The sequence below is a fragment of the Subtercola endophyticus genome, assembly GCF_021044565.1.
Taxonomy (GTDB): domain Bacteria; phylum Actinomycetota; class Actinomycetes; order Actinomycetales; family Microbacteriaceae; genus Subtercola; species Subtercola endophyticus.
The window spans coordinates 3953244-3971445 of the sequence record NZ_CP087997.1 but is presented as its reverse complement, the minus strand read 5'-3'; the positions used below and the strand labels follow the sequence as shown (position 1 = coordinate 3971445).

Below are 18202 nucleotides of genomic sequence, written 5' to 3'. Positions count from 1 at the left end.
CGAGCCGAGCCCCCATGCCTTCTTTCCTTCTGTACGCCATTCCGATAGCCGGCACCATTGCAGCGACCTGGGGCGTCATCATCTTTTTTTCCCGGCGCACGGCAAACGCGAAACCGATGAAGAACGGGGTCATGGGCACTGCCGAGGTCATCTCGGTCTCGATGCCGTACACGAGTAGCGCCCTGATGACGAACTGCAGCATGGATCTGGTCATCTCGGGGCCAGGAATCCAGGCCACCGCGGTGAAATTCAGCAGCATCGTCAATACGAGAGACCGGCCCTCGCCCGGGCAGAAGCTGCCCGTCTCGGTGAATCCGGCCGATCCGCGAAAGTACGTCATTCTCTGGGGCCAGCTTCCCGACAAGAAGAAGCTCGCTCGCGACTACGCCGAGAAGCGGGCGAGCGACCTTCGTGACCATGAAGGCAAGCAACTCGGGCGGGGGTGGGTGCTCGAATTCCGGGTGCGGGGAGACGCCACTGCAGAGCAGGTCGAATGCGACATCGGAATGCAGGTGTTCGTCGACGGCACGTCGCCGATCCAAGCGAGAGGGCGGCGATCCGTTCCCCAAGCGGCTCTACCGAAACTCACAGCGGGCCAGTGCATGGTCGCCGTATGGATCGATCCCTCGTCTCCGGGTGACTTCGTCGTCGACGTCGCTGCGCCGCCACCGACAATACACCTGGGCCGGTCGACCGGCCCGGGGAGCCGAGACTGGCTGCTTTCGAACGGTCAGCCGACAACGGTGACGATCCTCGGCACGGCGAAAGTGATCGGCGTCAAGAATTACGCTGACGACGACTGTTTCATGGTGAACATGTCCGTCGGGTCCGATTCGCCACCGGTCACGGTTCAGAATCTTCAACCGATCGCTGCCGCGAATCTCCCCCTCGTCAAGGCCGGATCCACCGTGCCCGCTCGCGTCGGATCGATGCGAGAGCAGATTGTGCTCGATCTGCCGTAGCAGCGAGTTCGGATGCGATCCGGTGGGGCTCACCTGTGTGGGGCCCATCCGTGTGCGACCGCTCGCGCACGACTGAGGCACCGTACGCAGGAGGCAGCGAACGCAGGAGGCAGCGAACGCAGCTAGACTCTCCTCATGTCCGAGCATTCCTCGAATAAGCCGCTGCAAGAGGTACCCGTCGACGGGGCGTGGGTTCATTGCCCCGCCTGCGACGAGCTCGCGATCGTCGCGCTGCCACGCGTTACGTGCACGACGTGCGGCTTGACGACCGACGATCCGCCACCTGCCGAGTCGTCCGTCGCTCGGATGCTCGGCGCGGGTCCCGTTGGGGCCGATCGAACGTTCGGGCTGCCGTACTGGCTGCAGATCTCCTGCCTCGGGCACCGCCTGTGGGCGGCGAATCCGGAGCACCTCGCTTACCTTCAGCGGTTTCTTTCGGCAGATCACCGACCGAATCGCGGGTTGGGTACGGGGCTGCCGCACTGGATTACCTCGTCGAAGTACCGCCCGTACGTGCTCCGCGGCCTCGCGGCCCTCGAGCGGCGGGCCGCGTCGGTGCAGCACCTCTGACTCGACGTCTCGTGTGCCCCATTCCCGAGTCCCCCGGACCGGTCGGCGTGACCTGAGCGCGGTAGTTTGGTGCCTCCGCGGTGGTTCGAACTACCGCGGGGGCGCCGAACTACCGCAGCAGCGCCGAACTACCGCACGGGCGCCGAACTACCGCAGCGGCGCCGAACTACCGCGGAGGCGCCGGTCAGGCGCGAGCGCAGTACTTGCTCGCGCTACCGACGAAGCATAGCTTCGTCGGTGCTGGCGTCGCGGCGAGCATCCACTGCATGCTCGCTTTCCGCTCCAGCGCGCCAGCCGAAGGCGGGGGCCACGTGCAGGGCGATCTGCTCGAGCAGGTGGGCGTTGTATTCCACGCCGAGCTGGTTGGGAACGGTGAGCAGCACGGTGTCCGCGGCCTGAACAGCTGCGTCGGCCGCGAGTTCGGCGGCGATGACGTCGGGCTCACCCGTGTATGACCGCCCGAAGCGAGCAAGACCGCCGTCGAGATGGCCGACCTGATCCTGCGATTCACCGGCCGCACCCGAACCGAAGTAGCGGCGGTCGAGGTCTGAGGTGATGGGAATCACGCTGCGCGAAACCGAGACCCGCGGCTCACGGTCGTGACCTGCGGATGCCCACGCCTGCCGATACAGCGCGATCTGCTCGGCCTGCAGCACGTCGAACGGCACCCCGGTGTCTTCGGTGAGCAGCGTCGAGCTCTGCAGGTTCATGCCCTGCTCCGCGGCCCAGACGGCGGTTGCGCGGGTGCCGGATCCCCACCAGATGCGCTCCCCCAGCGTGGCCGAGCGCGGTTCGATGGCCAGCGCGCCCGACGAGCCCGTCATCTGCGGGTTGGCGTGCGCGACACCGGCACCGGCGATGGCGGCGCGAAACAGCGAGGTGTGTGCACGGGCGAGGTCGGCATCGGTCTCGCCGTCGGCGGGAACGTAGCCGAACGACTCGGAGCCGCGCAGGGCCGTCTCGGGTGATCCCCGGCTCACGCCGAGCTGCAGCCGCTCGCCGCTGATGAGGTCGGCCGCGGCCGCCTCCTCCGCCATGTACAGCGGGTTTTCGTAGCGCATATCGATCACGGCGGTGCCGATCTCGATGCGCGAAGTGCGAGCGCCGATGGCGGCGAGCAGAGGAAACGGCGAAGCGAGCTGGCGGGCGAAGTGGTGCACCCGAACGTAGGCACCGTCGATTCCGAGCTCTTCGGCGGCTTCGGCGAGCTCGATGCTCTGGATGAGGGCATCTCGCGCCGTTCGCGCCTGCGACCCGGGCACGGGCTGATAGTGGCCGAACGAGAGAAAACCGATGCGCTTCTTCATGCCCGGTACAGCGCAGAATCGCGCCGCAGTATTCCCCAATTCATGCAAGCGTATGGATGCCCGGGGCGCAGCCTCACGCGATGGTGGCGTCGGGCACACCAGCACGTGAGGTGGCACGTCGCGGCAGGCACAGCGCCAGCAGCACAAACCCCGCAATGGCGCACGCCACGTAGATGTACCCGAGAGGCGCCTGCGAATCGTCGGGCAGCCCCGCGGCAGCAGCCATCGCTACCGCGACGAACAGGTAACACACGGCCGACGTCAGCCCGCCGATCAGGCCGAGGTTGCGGGTGAAGAGCCCCATCACGAGTCCATAGGCGAGGGGGCACAGCGCCCCACATCCCGCGAGCGCCAGCACCCCGCCGAGGGTGATCCAGAGCAGATGCGGCCCCACGAGAGTGCCGCTGACGGCCAGGATGACCGCGCCAAGGCTGAACGAAACGAGCGCCGAGAAGCCGAGCATCCGCGCCGAGATGCGCGTGGCGAAGTAGCTCGTCGACAGCTCGCCGATGAGGTTCGCCACGCCGACCAGCAGCGCGATCAGCCCGTAGAACGCCGGAGTCAGCCCCAGCTGCGTCTCGTAGAGCAACGGCGCGACGACCCCGAACATGAGCTGGGCGCTGGCGAACACCGCGAAGATGAGCGTGAGGCCGACGAAGATTCGCCGCCGCAGGGTCGCGGCGAGAACGCCGCCGATCTCACGCGGACGAATCGGCGTGCGGCGGTCGACCGCGAGCGTCTCGGGCAGCACGAAGAAGATCACCGCGGCGGCCACCATCGCGAGCACCGCGATGAGCACGAAGATGCCGCGCCACGACACGTACTGCACCAGCAGGCCGCCGACCGCCGGCGCGAGCACGGGGGCGAGACCCCACGACGCTCCCAGCAGACCCGAGATCGACGTGAGCCGCGCCCCGCGGAACGAATCCGCGGCGATCGCGTACACGATGACCATCGTCGCGCATCCCCCGAGCCCCTGGATGAACCGCAGCGCCAGCAGCGTATAGATGTCGCCGGTCAGCGCACAGCCGAGGCTCGCAACAAACAGGATGCCCAGACACACCAACAGCGTCGGCTTGCGCCCGCGCGCGTCGGCGATGATGCCGATGGGCAGCAGCCCGATGCTCATGCCGAGCACGTACGCCGACACCGAATTCTGCACGAGCGTGGAAGACGTGTTCAGCTCGGTGATCATGTCGGGAATGGCCGGCGTGTACGCATCGATGGGAATCTGGCTGAGCGGAATCACCGCCAGCAGAATGAGCACGAGCATCCGTTCGCGCCGAACCAAACGCGGCGCCTTCGCAGCCCCCTGCGCAGAAACAGCTTCGGTCATGTGCCCCTCCCCCGAACAGCTTAGGCGAGGGGCACATGACCGAAGAGCGACGTGCTGAGGCTAGCTCTTCGCGACCGCGTTCCGGCGGTGGCGACGCAGGCTCAGGATGCCCATTCCGGCCAAGAGGAAGGCCAAACCGCCCCACAGCGGGGTGAGCGTCGCGCCCGTCTCGGCGAGCGACCCGCCAGAACCCGCGGCGGCCGAGTACCCGTCGCAGGCCACCGTGGCGCCCAGCGGCAGCGTGAGCGTCACAGGATCAAGCGCGACGCCCGCCTGGTAGAACCCGCCGAACGATGCCGCACCCGACGAGGTCAGCGTTGTCGACGCGTTCACCCAGCGGGCCTGCGTCGACGTGACCGACGAGGCCGAGGCCGAACCGAGGTCGATCTTTGCCAGCGTCACCGCGCCGCTCGTGGTGGTGCCATCGAGGGCCTTCGACGAGACATCCGCCACCAGCACGGCCGACGAGGCAGACGTGATCTGAACCCGCGGGTTCGCGATGGTCATGTCGAGGGCTCCGGCGTGACCGGTGAAGTGCACCGAGCCGTCGAACGAGACCGAGCCGCGCGAATCCTCGGTGTTGAACGTGCCGGCTCCGCCCGCCCAGGTGAAACCGTCGCTCGACGAGATGCCGCTGGTGCTGATGGATCCCTTCGCGATCGACCCCGTGATGTACGAGACGAAGCTCGACTTCACGCCCCAGTTCAGGGTTCCGCCGCTCACCTGTTGGGCGAGGCAGACCTTCTGCGCGGGTTCGTCGACGGCGGGGGTGACGGGCGTTTCTTCGGTCGGCGCGGTGGTCGGCGGCGAGGTGGGCTGACCGGGTTCGCCCGGCTGACCCGGTTGCCCAGGCTGGCCCGGGTCGACGGGCGGCACCACCGCGGCGACGCCGTAGCTGAACGCCACCGGATCGATGGCCGCGCCCACATACTGGTCGCCCCAGCCGTCGGGTGCGAGCGTGTCGGCGAAGACACCGAGCACGTCGCTCCAGAGCAGCAGATCACCGTCGCCCTGCGTCGCCGCGGGGGTGCTCAGATCGGCCACCACCACACGAGTCAGCGCGGTGGTTCCCGAGGTCGACGTGGTCGACGTCTCGGCGCTCAGCTTCGTGCTTCCGTCGGCGCCGAACACGACCCACGGATTCGCCAGAGCCATATCGAAACCGTGCAACGGGTTCGCGAACTCGATCGTGCCGCTGTACTTCACGGTGCCCACGTTCGTGGCCGGGTCGTAGTCGCTGCCGTCGGCCTGACCGAAGGTATACAGACCTTCTGGCGTGATCGAAGCACCGCCGGTCGGCGTGATCCTGCCGCCGAACATGCTCACGTACGCTCGCCACGAGCTCTTGAATCCCCAGGTCAGCTGACCTGACGACGCTGCGGGCGGATCGACCGGCGGCACTACCGCGACCGTCCACTTCAGGTCGAGCGGCTGCGGCGGCTTGTTCGCCTGCGCCGGCGTTGTGCCCGAGGTGTAATAGAACGAGCGGATGCTCGACGGCACGGCGAACACGAACTCGTTGCTCCACGCATTCGTGTAGGCGACGCCGCCCGACACCGACCACGTGCCTGCGGCCGTCGTGTTCGCGAAGTCGAGAGCCAGGTTCGCGGAACCGGTCGCCGCGAAGTCGGGGTACGACCCGCCGTGGATCGTGGCGACGACGAGCCGGCTGCCCGGAGCATCCGGTGCGTCGCTGGTCGTGACCGTCGCCGACCAGGTGCCGGTGCCCGAGGCATCGATGGCCAGGGTCGGATCGGTGAGCTTCACCCAGAAGCCGCCATAGTGCGGGTACGCGAGCACCTGAAGGCTCCCGGTGAAGTCGACCGTGGTGCCCTGCGCGTCGTAGACGGCGATTCCGTCGGTCAGGGCGAAGGTCTGGCCGGAGACCGCGATGTTGCCGCTCGCCGTCTTCTGCCACTCCGAGCTGTAGGCCGAATAGTCCCAGTTCGCGCTCACTCCGGTGACCGTCGTGGCACCCGCGCCCGGAGCAGTGACGGTCGGCACGGTCGTGTCGACCACGCCGTAGTTCACCGCCGTCGTCACCGTCGAGCTGACGAACGAAGTTCCGGCTCGGGGCGTGTAGGTCGCGGTGAAGGTGTGTCCGCCGGCAGCGAGAGCTGCCGTGCTGAGTGCAGCCGTTCCGGCCACCACCTCCGCGCTGCCGAGCGAGACGGGCGTCGAAGCGCCGCCCTCCGTGGCCTTCAGGTCGAAGAACTCGACCGTGCCGGCGGGTGACGCTGCACCCGGATCAGCCGAAGCCAGAGCCACCGTTGCGGTGAGCGTGGTGCTCACCCCGAGGGCGACGGGTGCGAGCGGGGTCGTCACGAGTGTCGTCGTCGTGGCGACGGGAACGGTGACGGGCGGCGCGGCCGCGACGGTCACGACCGAAGCCGGTGAGGTCGAGGGCTCGAAGGCGGTGGGGTCGGCCGGCGCGAACCGAGCGGTGTAGGAGTGAGTGCCGAGCGTCGCCGTGGGCGCGGCTGCGGCCGTGCCGTCGGAGTCGACCGAGACCGGCGAGCCCAGGGCATCCGTGCCGTCGAAGAACTGCACGGTTCCCGCGGCGACAGGGCTGACGGCGGCCGTGAGGCTGAGAGCGTCGCCGACGGTTGCTGCGGCGGGCGTCGCCGAGAGTGTCGTGCTGGTCGCGACGGCAACCGGGGCGGGCGGCGCCTCTTCGTACGGCAGGGTGAACGAGACGGGGTCGAGTGCCGCACCGAGTGCATAGAAGCCCGAGAACGTGTCGACGGTCGCCTGCGCAGCCGAGGCGGCGACGTTCGTGAACGTAGCCTCGCCGTTCGAGACCGACGCCGTGCCTGCCGACAGGTCGAGGTCGGCGAAGACGGCCGAGCCCGAGTTTCCGGCACTGTCGCTGTAGTCGAAGGCGAGGGTTCCGGCGGTTGCGCTGGTGAGTGTCAGGTCGGGGTTCGAGAGCGTGATGGTGATGCCGTGCGCCGGCACCTTCCAGGTGACGCTGCCGCCGAAGGTCACGTCACCCGTGCCGCTCGTCTCGTCGAACGAGCCGCCTGTCGAAGCACCCCAGCTGTAGGGGGTCGGCGTCGCGCTCGCGCCGCCGGAGGTCGTTGTCGACGAGCCGGGAACACCGGAGACATACCCGCGCCACGACGACTTGAAGCCCCAGTTCAGCGAGGCTCCCGAGACGTCGCCCGTTGCGGCCGAGGCTGCCACGCTGGATCCGAAGACGAGCATTCCGGCGAAGAGAACGAGTGCCACGACGGCACTCAACGGTCTGGTGAGGCGACGGCCCCAGGTGGATATCACGATGCGAGTGCTCCCGTAGACGAGGTGTGGTGAGGGGTGTGACGTGCTGTGGCGCGGGTGCGATTGCCTCGAGACTGTGTAAGCACTCAGGAATCGCCCCGCAGTGATGACCCTAGCGAGTTAAGGTAAGGCTTACCAAACTATTTTTAGGGTAGCCTTACCGCGTGCCCTTCGTTCGCCGCCTCGAAAAGCCCGCCAGGTCGCGGATGCTGCTGCCCGTCGTGCTGGTTACGACCCTCTTGCTCTGCGCCTGCTCGACGGGTCAGCCCAGCGACGGTGCGTCGTCATCGGGCTCGGCGAGCGCCTCGGCGGCCGGCGGATCGTGTGCCGACGCCTCTGGCACTCAGCTGCCTCTCAGCGAGGTTCGGGCATCCACTCCCCCGAAACAGCTCACCGGGCCGACGACCGCGTGCCTGCCGAGTGAAACCATAACCGCGCTCTCGCCGGCACCCGTGCCAGAGCTGCCGACGACCGTGGTCGACAATCAGGGCACGAGCGTCACCGTGACCGACGCGAGCCGCATTCTGGCGCTCGACATGTCGGGCACGCTTGCGGCGACGGTGTTCGCGCTCGGCCTCGGCGGCAACGTGGTCGGCCGCGACATCTCGACGGGGTTTGCCGAGGCGGCCGACCTTCCCGTGGTGACCCAGGGCGGCCATACCCTCAGCGCGGAGGCGATTCTGGCCTTGTCGCCCACCGTCATCGTCACCGACTCGTCGATCGGGCCATGGGATGTGTTGCTTCAGATGCGCGGCGCGGGCATTCCCGTCGTCGTACTGACGCCCGAGCGCTCGATCGACAACGCGGGCAGCATCGTTCAGGGCGTGGCGGATGCTCTCGGAGTGTCGTCGGCCGGCGCAACCGTCACGGCTGAAGTAGAGGCTCGCATCGCCGCCACCGAGACCAGCATCGCCGCGCTGGCTCCCGCCGACCGCGCTGCCCGGGTGCGCGTGATGTTCCTCTACGTGCGTGGATCGGCGGGCGTGTATTACATCTTCGGGGCCGAGTCGGGGGCGGATGCCCTCATCACGAGCCTCGGCGCGATCGACGTCGCGAGCGAGATCGGCATCACCGACATGCGGCCGATGACGGCCGAGGCCATTGTCGCCGCGAAGCCCGACGTCATTCTCATGATGACCAAGGGGCTGGAGTCGGTCGGCGGCATCGAGGGGTTGCTGGAGAAGGTTCCGTCGATCGCCCTGACGCCGGCCGGCGAAAAGCGGCGCATCGTCGACATGAGCGACTACGACGTCTTGAGCTTCGGCACCCGCACCCCCGAGGTGCTCGACGCGCTCGCGCGGGCGCTCTACGCGCCCGAAGCCGCCGCCCGCACGTCGGCGGCGACCCCGTGACGCGCGCCGATGAGATCCGGAGGAGAACGGGAGGCGCTGGGCCCATCCGCGTTCACCGTGGCGAGGGATCGCCCTCGCCCGCTGTGCTCCCGAAGTGCAGCGGCGCGCAGCGGCATCTGCGGCGGCGGCGAGCGCTGCTGTTCGCCGGGCTCGGTGTCGCGCTCGTGGTCGTGGTGGTGGTATCGGCCGCGACGGGGCAGCTGAGCATCCCGCCCGACCAGGTGCTGGGGTCGATATTGCACGCGCTGGGTATCAGCAGCGGCCCGGCACCGGCGAGCGGAGTCGGCCGAGAAGCGCTGTGGAGCATCCGGTTTCCGCGCATCGCGCTGGCCATGGTGGTGGGTGCTGCGCTGTCGGTGAGCGGGATGCTCATGCAGGCCATTTTCGGCAACCCCCTCGCCGACCCGGGTGTCGTCGGCGTCTCGGCCGGCGCCGCCGTGGGTGCCGCGGCCACGATCGTGCTCGGATGGAGCTTTGCCGGCGACTGGACCATCGCCCTCACCGCCTTCACCGCGGGACTCATCGCGACGTTTCTCGTGTACGCCACGGCCCGAGCGGGTGGCAAGACCGAGGTCGTTACGCTCATTCTCACGGGTGTGGCGGTCACCGCCGTCGCGGGCGCCGCCCTCGCGTTTCTGCTGTTCTTCGGCGATACCCAGGCCCGCGAAGAGATCGTGTTCTGGCAGCTCGGCAGCCTCAATGGGGCGATGTGGCGCGACGTCTGGGTGGTGCTTCCGGTGGCGTTGCTCGGCATCGTCTTCGCGCTGGTTCTGTCGCGCCGGCTCGACCTGCTGTCGCTCGGGGAGCGGTCGGCTCGGCACCTCGGAGTGAACGTGGAGCTGTTGCGGGTGGCGACGATCATCCTCGTCGCCCTGCTCGTGGCGGTGGCGGTGGCGTTCACCGGCATCATCGCGTTTGTCGGGCTGGTGATTCCGCATCTGATGCGCATGATCATCGGGCCGGCCCATCTGCCGCTCACCATCGCGAGTGCCCTCGGTGGCGCACTGCTGCTCTCGACGGCCGACCTCGCCGCGCGCACGCTGGTGCCTTACGCAGATCTGCCGATCGGGATGCTCACGGCCCTGGTCGGGGGGCCGTTCTTCTTCTGGCTGCTGCGGCGCACCCGCGCGAAGTCGGGCGGGTGGGCGTGAGGCGCCGCGGGCTCCCGGCGGGAGCCGCGCTGGCGGCTCCCGGGCCGCGCGAGAGCGACGTTTTCGGACGAGAGCGACCGCCCCACCCGTCGCGCTCGTCCGAAGGTGTCGCCCTCGGCTCCAGCGCCGGCGCCGTCGAGGCGCGCGGACTGCACGTTGCGCTCGAGGGGCGCCGTATTCTCGACGACGTCTCGCTCAGCGCGGCACGCGGCGAGGTTCACGCCCTGGTCGGGCCGAACGGGGCCGGCAAGTCGACGCTGTTATCGGTGCTGAGCGGCGACGCCCACGCCGATCGCGGCGAGATACGTATCGAGGGGAGGCCGCTCGACGCCTGGACCCTCCGCGAACTTGCCCGTCACCGCGGAGTGCTGCTGCAGCAGAACGCCGTGTTCTTTCCGTTCACCGTTCAGCAGGTGGTGGAGATGGGTCGCGCACCGTGGCTCGGCACCGATCGTGACACCGACGACGAACTCGCCGTGGCCGAGGCGCTCGACCTCACCGAGACCACCGCGTTCGCCGACCGGCACGTGCCGAGCCTTTCGGGCGGAGAGCGTGCGCGTGTGGCGTTCGCCCGCGTGCTGGCCCAGCGCACGGGCATCCTGTTGCTCGATGAGCCCACGGCCGCCCTCGATCTGCGCCACCAGGAACAGGTGCTGACGGTGGCGCGCGATCGCGCCCGTAACGGCAGCGCGGTCGTCGTCGTGCTGCACGATCTGACTCTCGCCGCCGCCTACGCCGACACCGTGACCGTGCTGCACGGCGGGCGGGTCGCCGCGACGGGCGTTCCTCGCGAGGTCTTCACCGCCGACCTGCTGAGCCTTGTGTACGAGCACGAGATCGAGGTGCTCGAGCATCCGCGCTCTGGAGCCCCGATCATCCAGCCGGTGCGCTGAGCGCGCCGCCTCCCCGAACCAGCCCACGAAGGAACACGGATGATCACCGCCCCACCCGCCCGCTTCAGAGCCCTCGCCCTCGCGGCGGCCACGATGGCAGCACTCGCCTTTTGCGCCGCCACAACCACGCTGCCGGCCACCCCGGCCCACGCCGAAGGGGCCGCCGCCGTGCGCGTCGCGGTGGCGGCCGACCCCGCGCTTGTCAACACGGCGTATTCCGACACGGTCACAGCGCTGACGGTGTCGGGCAGCGGATTCCAGTCGATCGAGAAGGGCTTCGGCGGCATCTACCTGCTGTTCGGCTGGGTCGACCCCGCCGGCGACTGGCGCCCGAGCGCAGGCGGAACGACCGGCTCGAGTTACCTGTACCAGGTCGACGACGAGTCGAAGCCCGCCGGGTACCAGCAGTTCATCTCGTTTCCGGGCGGCACGACCGAGTCGCAAGCGAGCGGGGGCGACATCGCCGCCGACGGCACCTGGTCGACGACGCTCACCGTCGCCGGCTCGTCGTTCGAGGCCACCGATCGCGACGGCAACACCACCACGGTCGACTGCCTCACCGAGCAGTGCGGCGTGATCACCATCGGCGCACACGGAGTGGCGAACGCCAACAACGAGACCTTCACGCCGGTGACCTTCGTCTCGTCGACGGCCGCGGGCGGGGCCGCGGACGGCGCGGGCGCGGCGGGTGGGGCAGGCGCTACGGGTGGCGGTGCGGGCGCGGGCGCGGCGGGAGGCTCGGCCGGAGCGGCAGACGGCTCGGCGGGCGAAGCCTCGCCCGACCCCACGATGACCACGCTGGCCGACCCCGGCGCCGCAACCACCGATCCGAGCGGAGCCGGCTCGGCAGCCTCCCCAGGCGACTCCACAGCCACCCCGGCGATCACCGATGCCTCCGCCGACGCAGGCTCCTCCTCGGGCGCGGGGGGGATGATCGGCAGCGCCATCGCGCTCGCCGCCCTGCTCGGAGTCGCCATCTGGCGCCTCCTCCTCTGGCGTCGCCGCGCCGACACCCCCACGCCGCCCTCCCCGCCCGCCTCCTGACCCGCCCGATCATCCACCCCCGCACCGCACCACCATCCACCGTTGGAAGAGCCGGCGGGAATAGCGCGCGGGGCGGTATAGTTGTAGCTACAATGATTAGCTCACCAGACCTGCTCGCCGCCGATACCGGCATGGGCGCCGTCACGCTGCGCGTTGCAGACCTCGACGCGATGATCCGCTACTACCGCGACGCCGTCACCCTCGACCTGCTCAGCCAGCACGGCGACGTGGCCGTACTCGGCCGCGGCGACGTTCCCGTGGTCATCCTGCAGCACGCACCTGAGCTGAAGCACGCGGCGCCGCGGTCAGCGGGGCTGTACCACACGGCCATCCTCTTCGATTCGCGCGAAGCACTCGCCGCGGCCCTCTACTCGGTGGCGACGAAGGCCCCCGGCACGTTCACCGGCAGCGCCGACCACAAGGTGAGCATCGCCTTCTACTTCACCGACCCCGAGGGCAACGGCGTCGAACTCTACTGGGACCGCGACCGCACCGAGTGGAGCTGGCTGCACGGCCAGATCGAGATGACCACTCTCTACGTGGACCCCAACGGCTTTCTGCAGCAGAACCTCACCACCGAGACGGCCGAGCGCGCCGTCACGGCCGGTGCGCCCCGGTTCGGCGCGGCATCCGTCGGCCACGTGCACCTCTCGGTGGGCGACACCGCCACCGCCAAGGAGTTCTACGTGAAGCGGCTGGGCTTCGAGAGCACCTTCGAGATTCCGGGCAGCGCACTCTTCATCTCGGCTGGCAAGTACCACCACCACATGGCCATGAACACCTGGGAGAGCGCCGGCGCCGGCCGCCGCGGCCTCGCGCTGGGGCTCGCCGAGGTCGATATCCACGTGCCGACTCCGGATGATCTGGGTTCACTCCAGGAACGCCTCACCCACTACGCCACCCCGTTCGCCGACGATGGGCGCAGTCTCAGCATTGAAGACCCGTGGGGCAGCACGCTGAAAGTGGCCGTCGCTCAGTAGCGCCAGCGTCGCACGATTCCGCGGCAAAGTCGCGTAATGGATGCCCGGCTTCTCACTCTCTTCAGGTAGACGCTCGCGTTCCGCGGGCCGACACCCCAAGGAAACGTGAATGCAACGACGCAATCCCTCATCGGCCCGGCTGCGGGGCAGCCGAGCGCACGGCAGCCGAATGCACGACCGGATGCCCGCGCACATGCCGCTCGCCGGCCTCGCCCGCGCCACCCTCGCCACGGCCGCGCTCACTGCGGTGATGGCCGCCCCGCTCTGCGCGAGCCAGATCGCCGCCGCCAACGCTGCGCCCGCCTCCGCCTCCGCCTCCGCATCCGCATCCGCGTCCGCCTCCGCCTCGTCGGTCGTCACCACCGCGCTTACGTCGCCCGCCACGCTCGTCGCGCCCGGCGGCCCCGGCGTCACCTCCACGTGGACCAGTGGCGACAAGGTGGGCCTCGGCACCTCCTTCGCCGCCGACCCGTCGACCTCGAAGTCGCGCGTCTGGTACACCCTCGGCGCCGGAAAGATGACCGAGGTCTTCTACCCCACGGCCGACAGCCCGCAGACCCGCGACCTGCAGTACATCGTCACCGACAACTCGAGTTACACGAGCGTCGAAGAGAGCGACACCGACCAGAAAGTGCTGGTCAACGACAGCCAGTCGCTCGAGTACACCCAGGTCGACACCGCCAAGAACGGCTCGTACCGCCTCACGAAGACCTACGTCACCGACCCCGACCGCAACACCGTGCTGATCTCGACACACTTCGAGCAGCTCACCGGCACGACCCCGCTGCACCTCTACGCCCTCTACAACCCGTCGCTCGGCAACGCCGACGCCGACACGGGCGGCTCGGCCGGCATGGGCGGCTCCACCCTCGTCGCCTCCGGCAGCACCGCGTCGAGTGCCCTGGCCTCGTCACTGGCCTTCAGCACGACGACCACCGGCTACAGCGGCGACGCGAGCGACGGATTCCAGCAGCTCACCACCAGCCACAAGCTGACCGGCATCTACGACTCCGCGACGACAGCGGGCAACATCGTGCAGACGGCGGAGGTACCGGTCGGCCGTGACACCTCGTTCACCCTCGCACTCGGGTTCGGGGCATCCGCTGCCGAGGCGCAGAACGCTGCGGCCGCGTCACTCGCGGCAGGCTTCACCAACCGCGAGTCGGCCTACAGCGCGGGCTGGCACTCGTGGTTCACGACACTGAACCCCGCACCGGCGAGCGTCTCGACGACCCCCGCGCTGCTGAAGCAGTACGACGTGGCGCTGATGACCCTGCGCGCGCACGAAGACAAGCAGCACCCGGGGGCGTTCGTCGCCTCGCTCTCGACCCCGTGGGGTCAGGCGCGGTCGGGCAACGCTCCGGGGTATCACGCTGTGTGGGCGCGCGACCTCACCAACACCGCGACAGCCCTCGCCGCGGCGGGCGACAAGGCCGGCGCCCTGCGCGCGCTGAACTACATTCTCAACACGCAAGAGCGCAGCGACGGCGCCATTCCGCACAACTCGACCGTCGACGGGGCAGACATCCCCACGCTGCTCGGACTGCAGTACGACGAGATCGCCGACCCGGCCATCCTCGCCGACCAGCTGGGAGCTGTGGATGCGGCCACCTGGGCGAAGGTCAAGCTGTCGGCCGACTACCTGGTGGCGCACGGCGCGAACACGCCGCAAGAGCGCTGGGAGGAACAAGGCGGATACTCGCCCGCCACCATCGCGGCCGAAATCGCCGGCCTCGTCTCCGCCGCCGACATCGCCACGAGGAACGGCGACACTGCGCGGGCGAAGACCTACCTCGACACCGCCGACAACTGGCAGGCCAGCGTCGAATCGTGGACCGTCACGCACACCGGCAGCTTCGCGGCGCACTACGAGCGCATCAACCGCAACGGCGCCCCCGACGAGAACCAGACCATCACCGACGGCAACGGCTGGCTGAAACTGGATGCCCGTGACGAACTCGATCCGAGCTTTCTGGAGTTGACGCGCCTGGGTGTGAAGCCTGCGAACGATGCGGTGGTGGCCTCCTCAGTCGCCGTGACCGACTCGATTCTCAAAACCGACATTCCCGGCGTCGGACCGGTCTGGCACCGCTACAGCGAAGACGGCTACGGCGAGACGGCCACTGGAGCGCCGTTCGACAACGGCGTCAAGGGCACCGTCGGCCGCGCCTGGCCCGTGCTGACCGGCGAGCGCGGCGAGTACGAACTCGCGAATGGCAACACCGTTGCAGCGCAGGCCGACCTGGCCACGATGGCTGCAACCGCCAACGAGGGCTTCATGATTCCCGAGCAGGTGTGGGACACGGCGGATGCCGCGGGCTTCACCGAAGGCAAGTCGACGAACTCGGCGACTCCGCTGGCCTGGGCCGAGGCGCAGTTCATCCGGCTCGCGATCTCGATCAGCGCTCCGCATCACGCCGGAACCCCCGCGAACGTCGACACCCCGAAGATCGTTGCTGCGCGCTACGCGAACCAGGTCAATGTGACCTTCACCGAGAACGCCACTTAGATGATTGGCTAGCATTGCGACTAGCTGCGATCCGCATTATTCCGCGGTTTGGGGTGGTTGGCGGTGGTGGTCGGAAACTGGACGTTTGCGGCCATGCGGCGGACTCGCTGCGGACTCGAGCATGAGATCCCACGTTACTTACTTTGAGCCATCCGCAGTCTGCTCAGCTAGTTTCGCTCGAGAGTCGGCTCGCTTTCTCTTTCGTACGGCCGCTGCCTCCTTGAGGTAAGGCTTGTCGTACCCGAGAGACAGGATTCCCCAGTCCTTGACCTCGGTCGCGATGTCATCAGCTACCCGCTCGGTGTCGAATTCGAAGGCCCAGAGCGTGTCTTTGAGTATTCGCACGCCCTCTGCCGGCGTATCAGGCCACAACGGTCGACCGCCCGCCTCCATCACCGCCAGATGGCCTCTCAGCACGTCCAGCATGACCACGCAGGCCCCACAAATCGGGGCAGTGTCATCGGCGTCGAAGACCGCTAGCTTCTCGTCCGTGCTCATCGTTGTATAACCCGAAGTGAACAGCCTTTCCCTCCGACCACATAGTGATCTTCGGTCGGGCAGCCACGCGTGCACGGTCATCAGTGGTTCCTTCATGCCCCCGAGCTTGACGCATTGACACGCTGGAGCGACAGACCCACTATCAGGTGTCACGCTGGCCCGATGAGCCCGCGTTTCGGGTCGCTCGACTCGCGCAACCATGCGCCCGATCGCACCGCCTCGAGGTGCTCGGGGCAGACCGCGTAGACGAGGAGTAGACCGGCGTCGTTGATCGTGACCTCTTCAGTGGCCGCTCCGTCGCAGTCGCTGATCATGCAGTCGGATGACTTAGTCGTGGTGAGGCGCCTGGCGTTTAGTGATGTGGATCGCTCCTACGGTGGCCGCGACGATCGACGGAATCAGCACAACAGCATTCACGCCTGTGGCAGAAATTAGCCAAAGGGTAAGTACTCCGGAGGCGATGCCCGAGAGTAAGAGAAGGAGGCTGGCTACATCAAGCCGACGGTGCGAGTGGCGTTGTTGGTTCGTCGTCACCTGCAGCCCTCCTATAGCTTTCGACGTGGAGAACGGTCCATTTACTGGTGGAGCGTCCATTTTTGACAGTGGTATCGATGCGAACTCTTAGCCTGAAGATATCGCTCTTGCGAATAGCTAGGCCAGCAGCGACACGAGCGAGAAACGCCGAGTCTTCTACTGCTGCCGATCTGCTGTGGCCATCAGTCTTGACTTTCCATCTGGTCGGATCATCAAAATCGATGGCGGACATCTGAGCCTCTACTTCGATGAACTCCGAGTTCTCGTCGATCTCATCATCCGGCTTCACTGCATTGTAGTCATCCCGAGAAAGCACGAACACCTCTGGCTCGGGAATATCTTCGGGTGCCTCAACATCATTCTCCGGTGTACCGGCGACATCGAGAGATGTCACCCGGTTGTCGCTGAGGGGAGCCATTATCTGCCGTAGCTGACTCTTTCGACGTCGCTTCCTTTTCTGCAACTCCTCCCATGCCTCGACTGGAATTTCGTCGACAGTATCGTCCTGCCAGTACACCTTGACTAGGCCGTTATCCAACCGCTCGTAGTCCCGCACGTCAGCTCGCGCCGACTTAGTCGCCCACCAAATAACTTGGCTCAACGTTGGCACTCCTAGAGCGACACCAACGGCTGGGAGCGCCCCTAAGTTATCCGTGATGATCCGAACGACCTCGATCAGGAATGAGCCTTCCTGGGCCGGCCTCACCAGGACCTCAGAGTTAGCCAGGCCCTCGTCGTTGAATACGCCTGCCTTCTCGAAATCACTCGTCAAGCCCACCAAGCCCAGCAACACCTCGGCGACGTGAGAAGCGCGGAGCTCGTGGAGCTCTGTGCCGTCCTCGTCTTCCCCTACAAAGCGAAGCGTCAAAGTGTCCACGACGACATCAGTCGAATTCTCAGGCATGAGATGGAATCTACAGGTAATCGCAAGGTCGAATGCAACGGGACATCGGGACGACCTGTCGTTGACCCAATACACCTCGCCCCGCGCACGCGCGCTACGCCTGTAGTTCAAAACCCCACACTCGACCAGTCGACGTGCCCCATGCGCGCGCGTGACGCGTGATGCGCGTGTAATTCAAAACGACTCACGGTCAACCGGTTGATGCGCAAACGCGCGCGCGAAGAGTCGGGCCTTTTGCAGTCGAATGGCGAACGTTCGAAGTGGATCCATGCGCGTGCGCGCGTTGCGCGTGTAGTTCATTGCTGGTGCCTCGTTTGGGGGCGTCCGCCGACATGCGTTCTATCGCTAGGCTTTCCTCAACATCTTGGGGGGAACCAATGAAGCGTCTCGCTATTCCGTTCGTCGTCGTCGCCTTACTTCTGGCAGGTTGTACGTCAACCGCTCAGACCGGTGCAACTCCCGCGGCGGTTGAGGTCACGTCGACTCCCACGCCAACACCGACTGTTCTCACGACGGATGCGGCTGGCAAGCTGTACTTGTCTGCGGTCTGCCCGAGTAACACTGCAGCGGACGGCCTCACTGCAGCCCTGAAGGGCGATGACTTGCCGACAGTGGTGGCTGCTGCGGGCAAGATCTCGGATACTTCACGGGCCGGTGCGCTGATCCTTGACGACCCTATGACTATCTGGCCTGACAGTGTGGCGACCGACATCAAGACGGTTCGAGACCAGTTACTCGCGCAGATTCAGTACGCGAGCCAGGTTGCCGCCGCTGCGACTGTCTCTGACGCGAACTTCGTCATCTACAAGGGCTCTGGCGATCCGGTGGCAGCGCAACGCATCAGACTGCACCTGAATCTCCCCAGCGACACCACCTGCTGATC

General features: G+C 67.3%; 15 protein-coding genes. 9 read left to right on the top strand and 6 right to left on the bottom strand.

Features of this window, described 5'->3' with window-relative positions; translation table 11 throughout:
• Positions 1-14 precede the first annotated feature (14 nt).
• Positions 15-962: a hypothetical protein gene (locus LQ955_RS18465; RefSeq protein ID WP_231025940.1), complete on the top strand. Its 948-nt coding sequence runs from the start codon at positions 15-17 to the stop codon at positions 960-962.
• A gap of 135 nt (positions 963-1097) precedes the next feature.
• Positions 1098-1532 carry a hypothetical protein gene (locus LQ955_RS18460; RefSeq protein WP_231025939.1) on the top strand — a complete coding sequence of 145 codons (435 nt, stop codon included), beginning with the start codon at positions 1098-1100 and terminating at the stop codon, positions 1530-1532.
• 212 nt (positions 1533-1744) lie between these two features.
• Here LQ955_RS18460 and LQ955_RS18455 read toward each other — a convergent pair whose 3' ends face one another.
• From LQ955_RS18455 to LQ955_RS18445, 3 genes are all read right to left on the bottom strand, one after another.
• Positions 1745-2839, bottom strand: a complete 1095-nt coding sequence (locus tag LQ955_RS18455; RefSeq protein ID WP_231025938.1) for an LLM class flavin-dependent oxidoreductase — start codon at positions 2837-2839, stop codon at positions 1745-1747.
• A gap of 73 nt (positions 2840-2912) precedes the next feature.
• Positions 2913-4175, bottom strand: coding sequence for a multidrug effflux MFS transporter (locus tag LQ955_RS18450; RefSeq protein ID WP_231025937.1), 1263 nt, complete (start codon positions 4173-4175; stop codon positions 2913-2915).
• A 60-nt stretch (positions 4176-4235) separates the two neighbouring features.
• Entirely contained in the window at positions 4236-7406 is a 3171-nt protein-coding gene (locus LQ955_RS18445; RefSeq protein ID WP_231025936.1) for an HtaA domain-containing protein, read from the bottom strand.
• Between the two features lie 212 nt (positions 7407-7618).
• Between LQ955_RS18445 and LQ955_RS18440 the strand changes: the two genes are divergently transcribed.
• The 6 genes from LQ955_RS18440 (at position 7619) to LQ955_RS18415 (ending at position 15383) form a co-directional block, all read left to right on the top strand.
• Complete coding sequence (locus tag LQ955_RS18440; protein ID WP_231025935.1) at positions 7619-8806, top strand: heme/hemin ABC transporter substrate-binding protein; 1188 nt, start codon at positions 7619-7621, stop codon at positions 8804-8806.
• An 83-nt stretch (positions 8807-8889) separates the two neighbouring features.
• A complete protein-coding gene (locus LQ955_RS18435) occupies positions 8890-9957 on the top strand; it encodes a FecCD family ABC transporter permease (RefSeq protein WP_231025934.1) in 1068 nt (355 codons plus the stop codon).
• Positions 9948-10850 carry a heme ABC transporter ATP-binding protein gene (locus LQ955_RS18430; RefSeq protein ID WP_231025933.1) on the top strand — a complete coding sequence of 301 codons (903 nt, stop codon included), beginning with the start codon at positions 9948-9950 and terminating at the stop codon, positions 10848-10850. The genes LQ955_RS18435 and LQ955_RS18430 overlap by 10 nt, the downstream gene beginning before the upstream one ends.
• A gap of 39 nt (positions 10851-10889) precedes the next feature.
• Positions 10890-11894, top strand: coding sequence for a hypothetical protein (locus LQ955_RS18425; protein ID WP_231025932.1), 1005 nt, complete (start codon positions 10890-10892; stop codon positions 11892-11894).
• A gap of 92 nt (positions 11895-11986) precedes the next feature.
• The gene (locus tag LQ955_RS18420; protein WP_231025931.1) at positions 11987-12874 is read left to right on the top strand and encodes a VOC family protein; all 888 of its coding nucleotides are present in this window, start codon (positions 11987-11989) and stop codon (positions 12872-12874) included.
• Positions 12875-12983: 109 nt separating this feature from the next.
• Positions 12984-15383 (top strand): glycoside hydrolase family 15 protein, encoded by a 2400-nt coding sequence (locus tag LQ955_RS18415; protein WP_231025930.1) that lies wholly within the window; start codon positions 12984-12986, stop codon positions 15381-15383.
• A 138-nt stretch (positions 15384-15521) separates the two neighbouring features.
• Here LQ955_RS18415 and LQ955_RS18410 read toward each other — a convergent pair whose 3' ends face one another.
• From LQ955_RS18410 to LQ955_RS18400, 3 genes are all read right to left on the bottom strand, one after another.
• Complete coding sequence (locus tag LQ955_RS18410; RefSeq protein WP_231025929.1) at positions 15522-15962, bottom strand: hypothetical protein; 441 nt, start codon at positions 15960-15962, stop codon at positions 15522-15524.
• Between the two features lie 68 nt (positions 15963-16030).
• Positions 16031-16195: a hypothetical protein gene (locus LQ955_RS18405; RefSeq protein ID WP_231025928.1), complete on the bottom strand. Its 165-nt coding sequence runs from the start codon at positions 16193-16195 to the stop codon at positions 16031-16033.
• A 179-nt stretch (positions 16196-16374) separates the two neighbouring features.
• A complete protein-coding gene (locus LQ955_RS18400; protein WP_231025927.1) occupies positions 16375-17319 on the bottom strand; it encodes a hypothetical protein in 945 nt (314 codons plus the stop codon).
• A 377-nt stretch (positions 17320-17696) separates the two neighbouring features.
• Between LQ955_RS18400 and LQ955_RS18395 the strand changes: the two genes are divergently transcribed.
• Positions 17697-18200 (top strand): hypothetical protein, encoded by a 504-nt coding sequence (locus tag LQ955_RS18395; protein WP_231025926.1) that lies wholly within the window; start codon positions 17697-17699, stop codon positions 18198-18200.
• The last annotated feature ends 2 nt before the right edge of the window (positions 18201-18202 follow it).

What these genes read in the sequence shown, in the direction of transcription:
- LQ955_RS18465 (WP_231025940.1), top strand. Translation starts at nt 15, where the DNA reads ATGCCTTCTTTCCTTCTGTACGCCATTCCGATAGCCGGCACCATTGCA.
- LQ955_RS18460 (WP_231025939.1), top strand. Translation starts at nt 1,098, where the DNA reads ATGTCCGAGCATTCCTCGAATAAGCCGCTGCAAGAGGTACCCGTCGAC.
- LQ955_RS18455 (WP_231025938.1), bottom strand. Translation starts at nt 2,839, where the DNA reads ATGAAGAAGCGCATCGGTTTTCTCTCGTTCGGCCACTATCAGCCCGTG.
- LQ955_RS18450 (WP_231025937.1), bottom strand. Translation starts at nt 4,175, where the DNA reads ATGACCGAAGCTGTTTCTGCGCAGGGGGCTGCGAAGGCGCCGCGTTTG.
- LQ955_RS18425 (WP_231025932.1), top strand. Translation starts at nt 10,890, where the DNA reads ATGATCACCGCCCCACCCGCCCGCTTCAGAGCCCTCGCCCTCGCGGCG.
- LQ955_RS18420 (WP_231025931.1), top strand. Translation starts at nt 11,987, where the DNA reads ATGATTAGCTCACCAGACCTGCTCGCCGCCGATACCGGCATGGGCGCC.
- LQ955_RS18415 (WP_231025930.1), top strand. Translation starts at nt 12,984, where the DNA reads ATGCAACGACGCAATCCCTCATCGGCCCGGCTGCGGGGCAGCCGAGCG.
- LQ955_RS18410 (WP_231025929.1), bottom strand. Translation starts at nt 15,962, where the DNA reads ATGACCGTGCACGCGTGGCTGCCCGACCGAAGATCACTATGTGGTCGG.
- LQ955_RS18405 (WP_231025928.1), bottom strand. Translation starts at nt 16,195, where the DNA reads ATGATCAGCGACTGCGACGGAGCGGCCACTGAAGAGGTCACGATCAAC.
- LQ955_RS18400 (WP_231025927.1), bottom strand. Translation starts at nt 17,319, where the DNA reads ATGCCTGAGAATTCGACTGATGTCGTCGTGGACACTTTGACGCTTCGC.
- LQ955_RS18395 (WP_231025926.1), top strand. Translation starts at nt 17,697, where the DNA reads ATGAAGCGTCTCGCTATTCCGTTCGTCGTCGTCGCCTTACTTCTGGCA.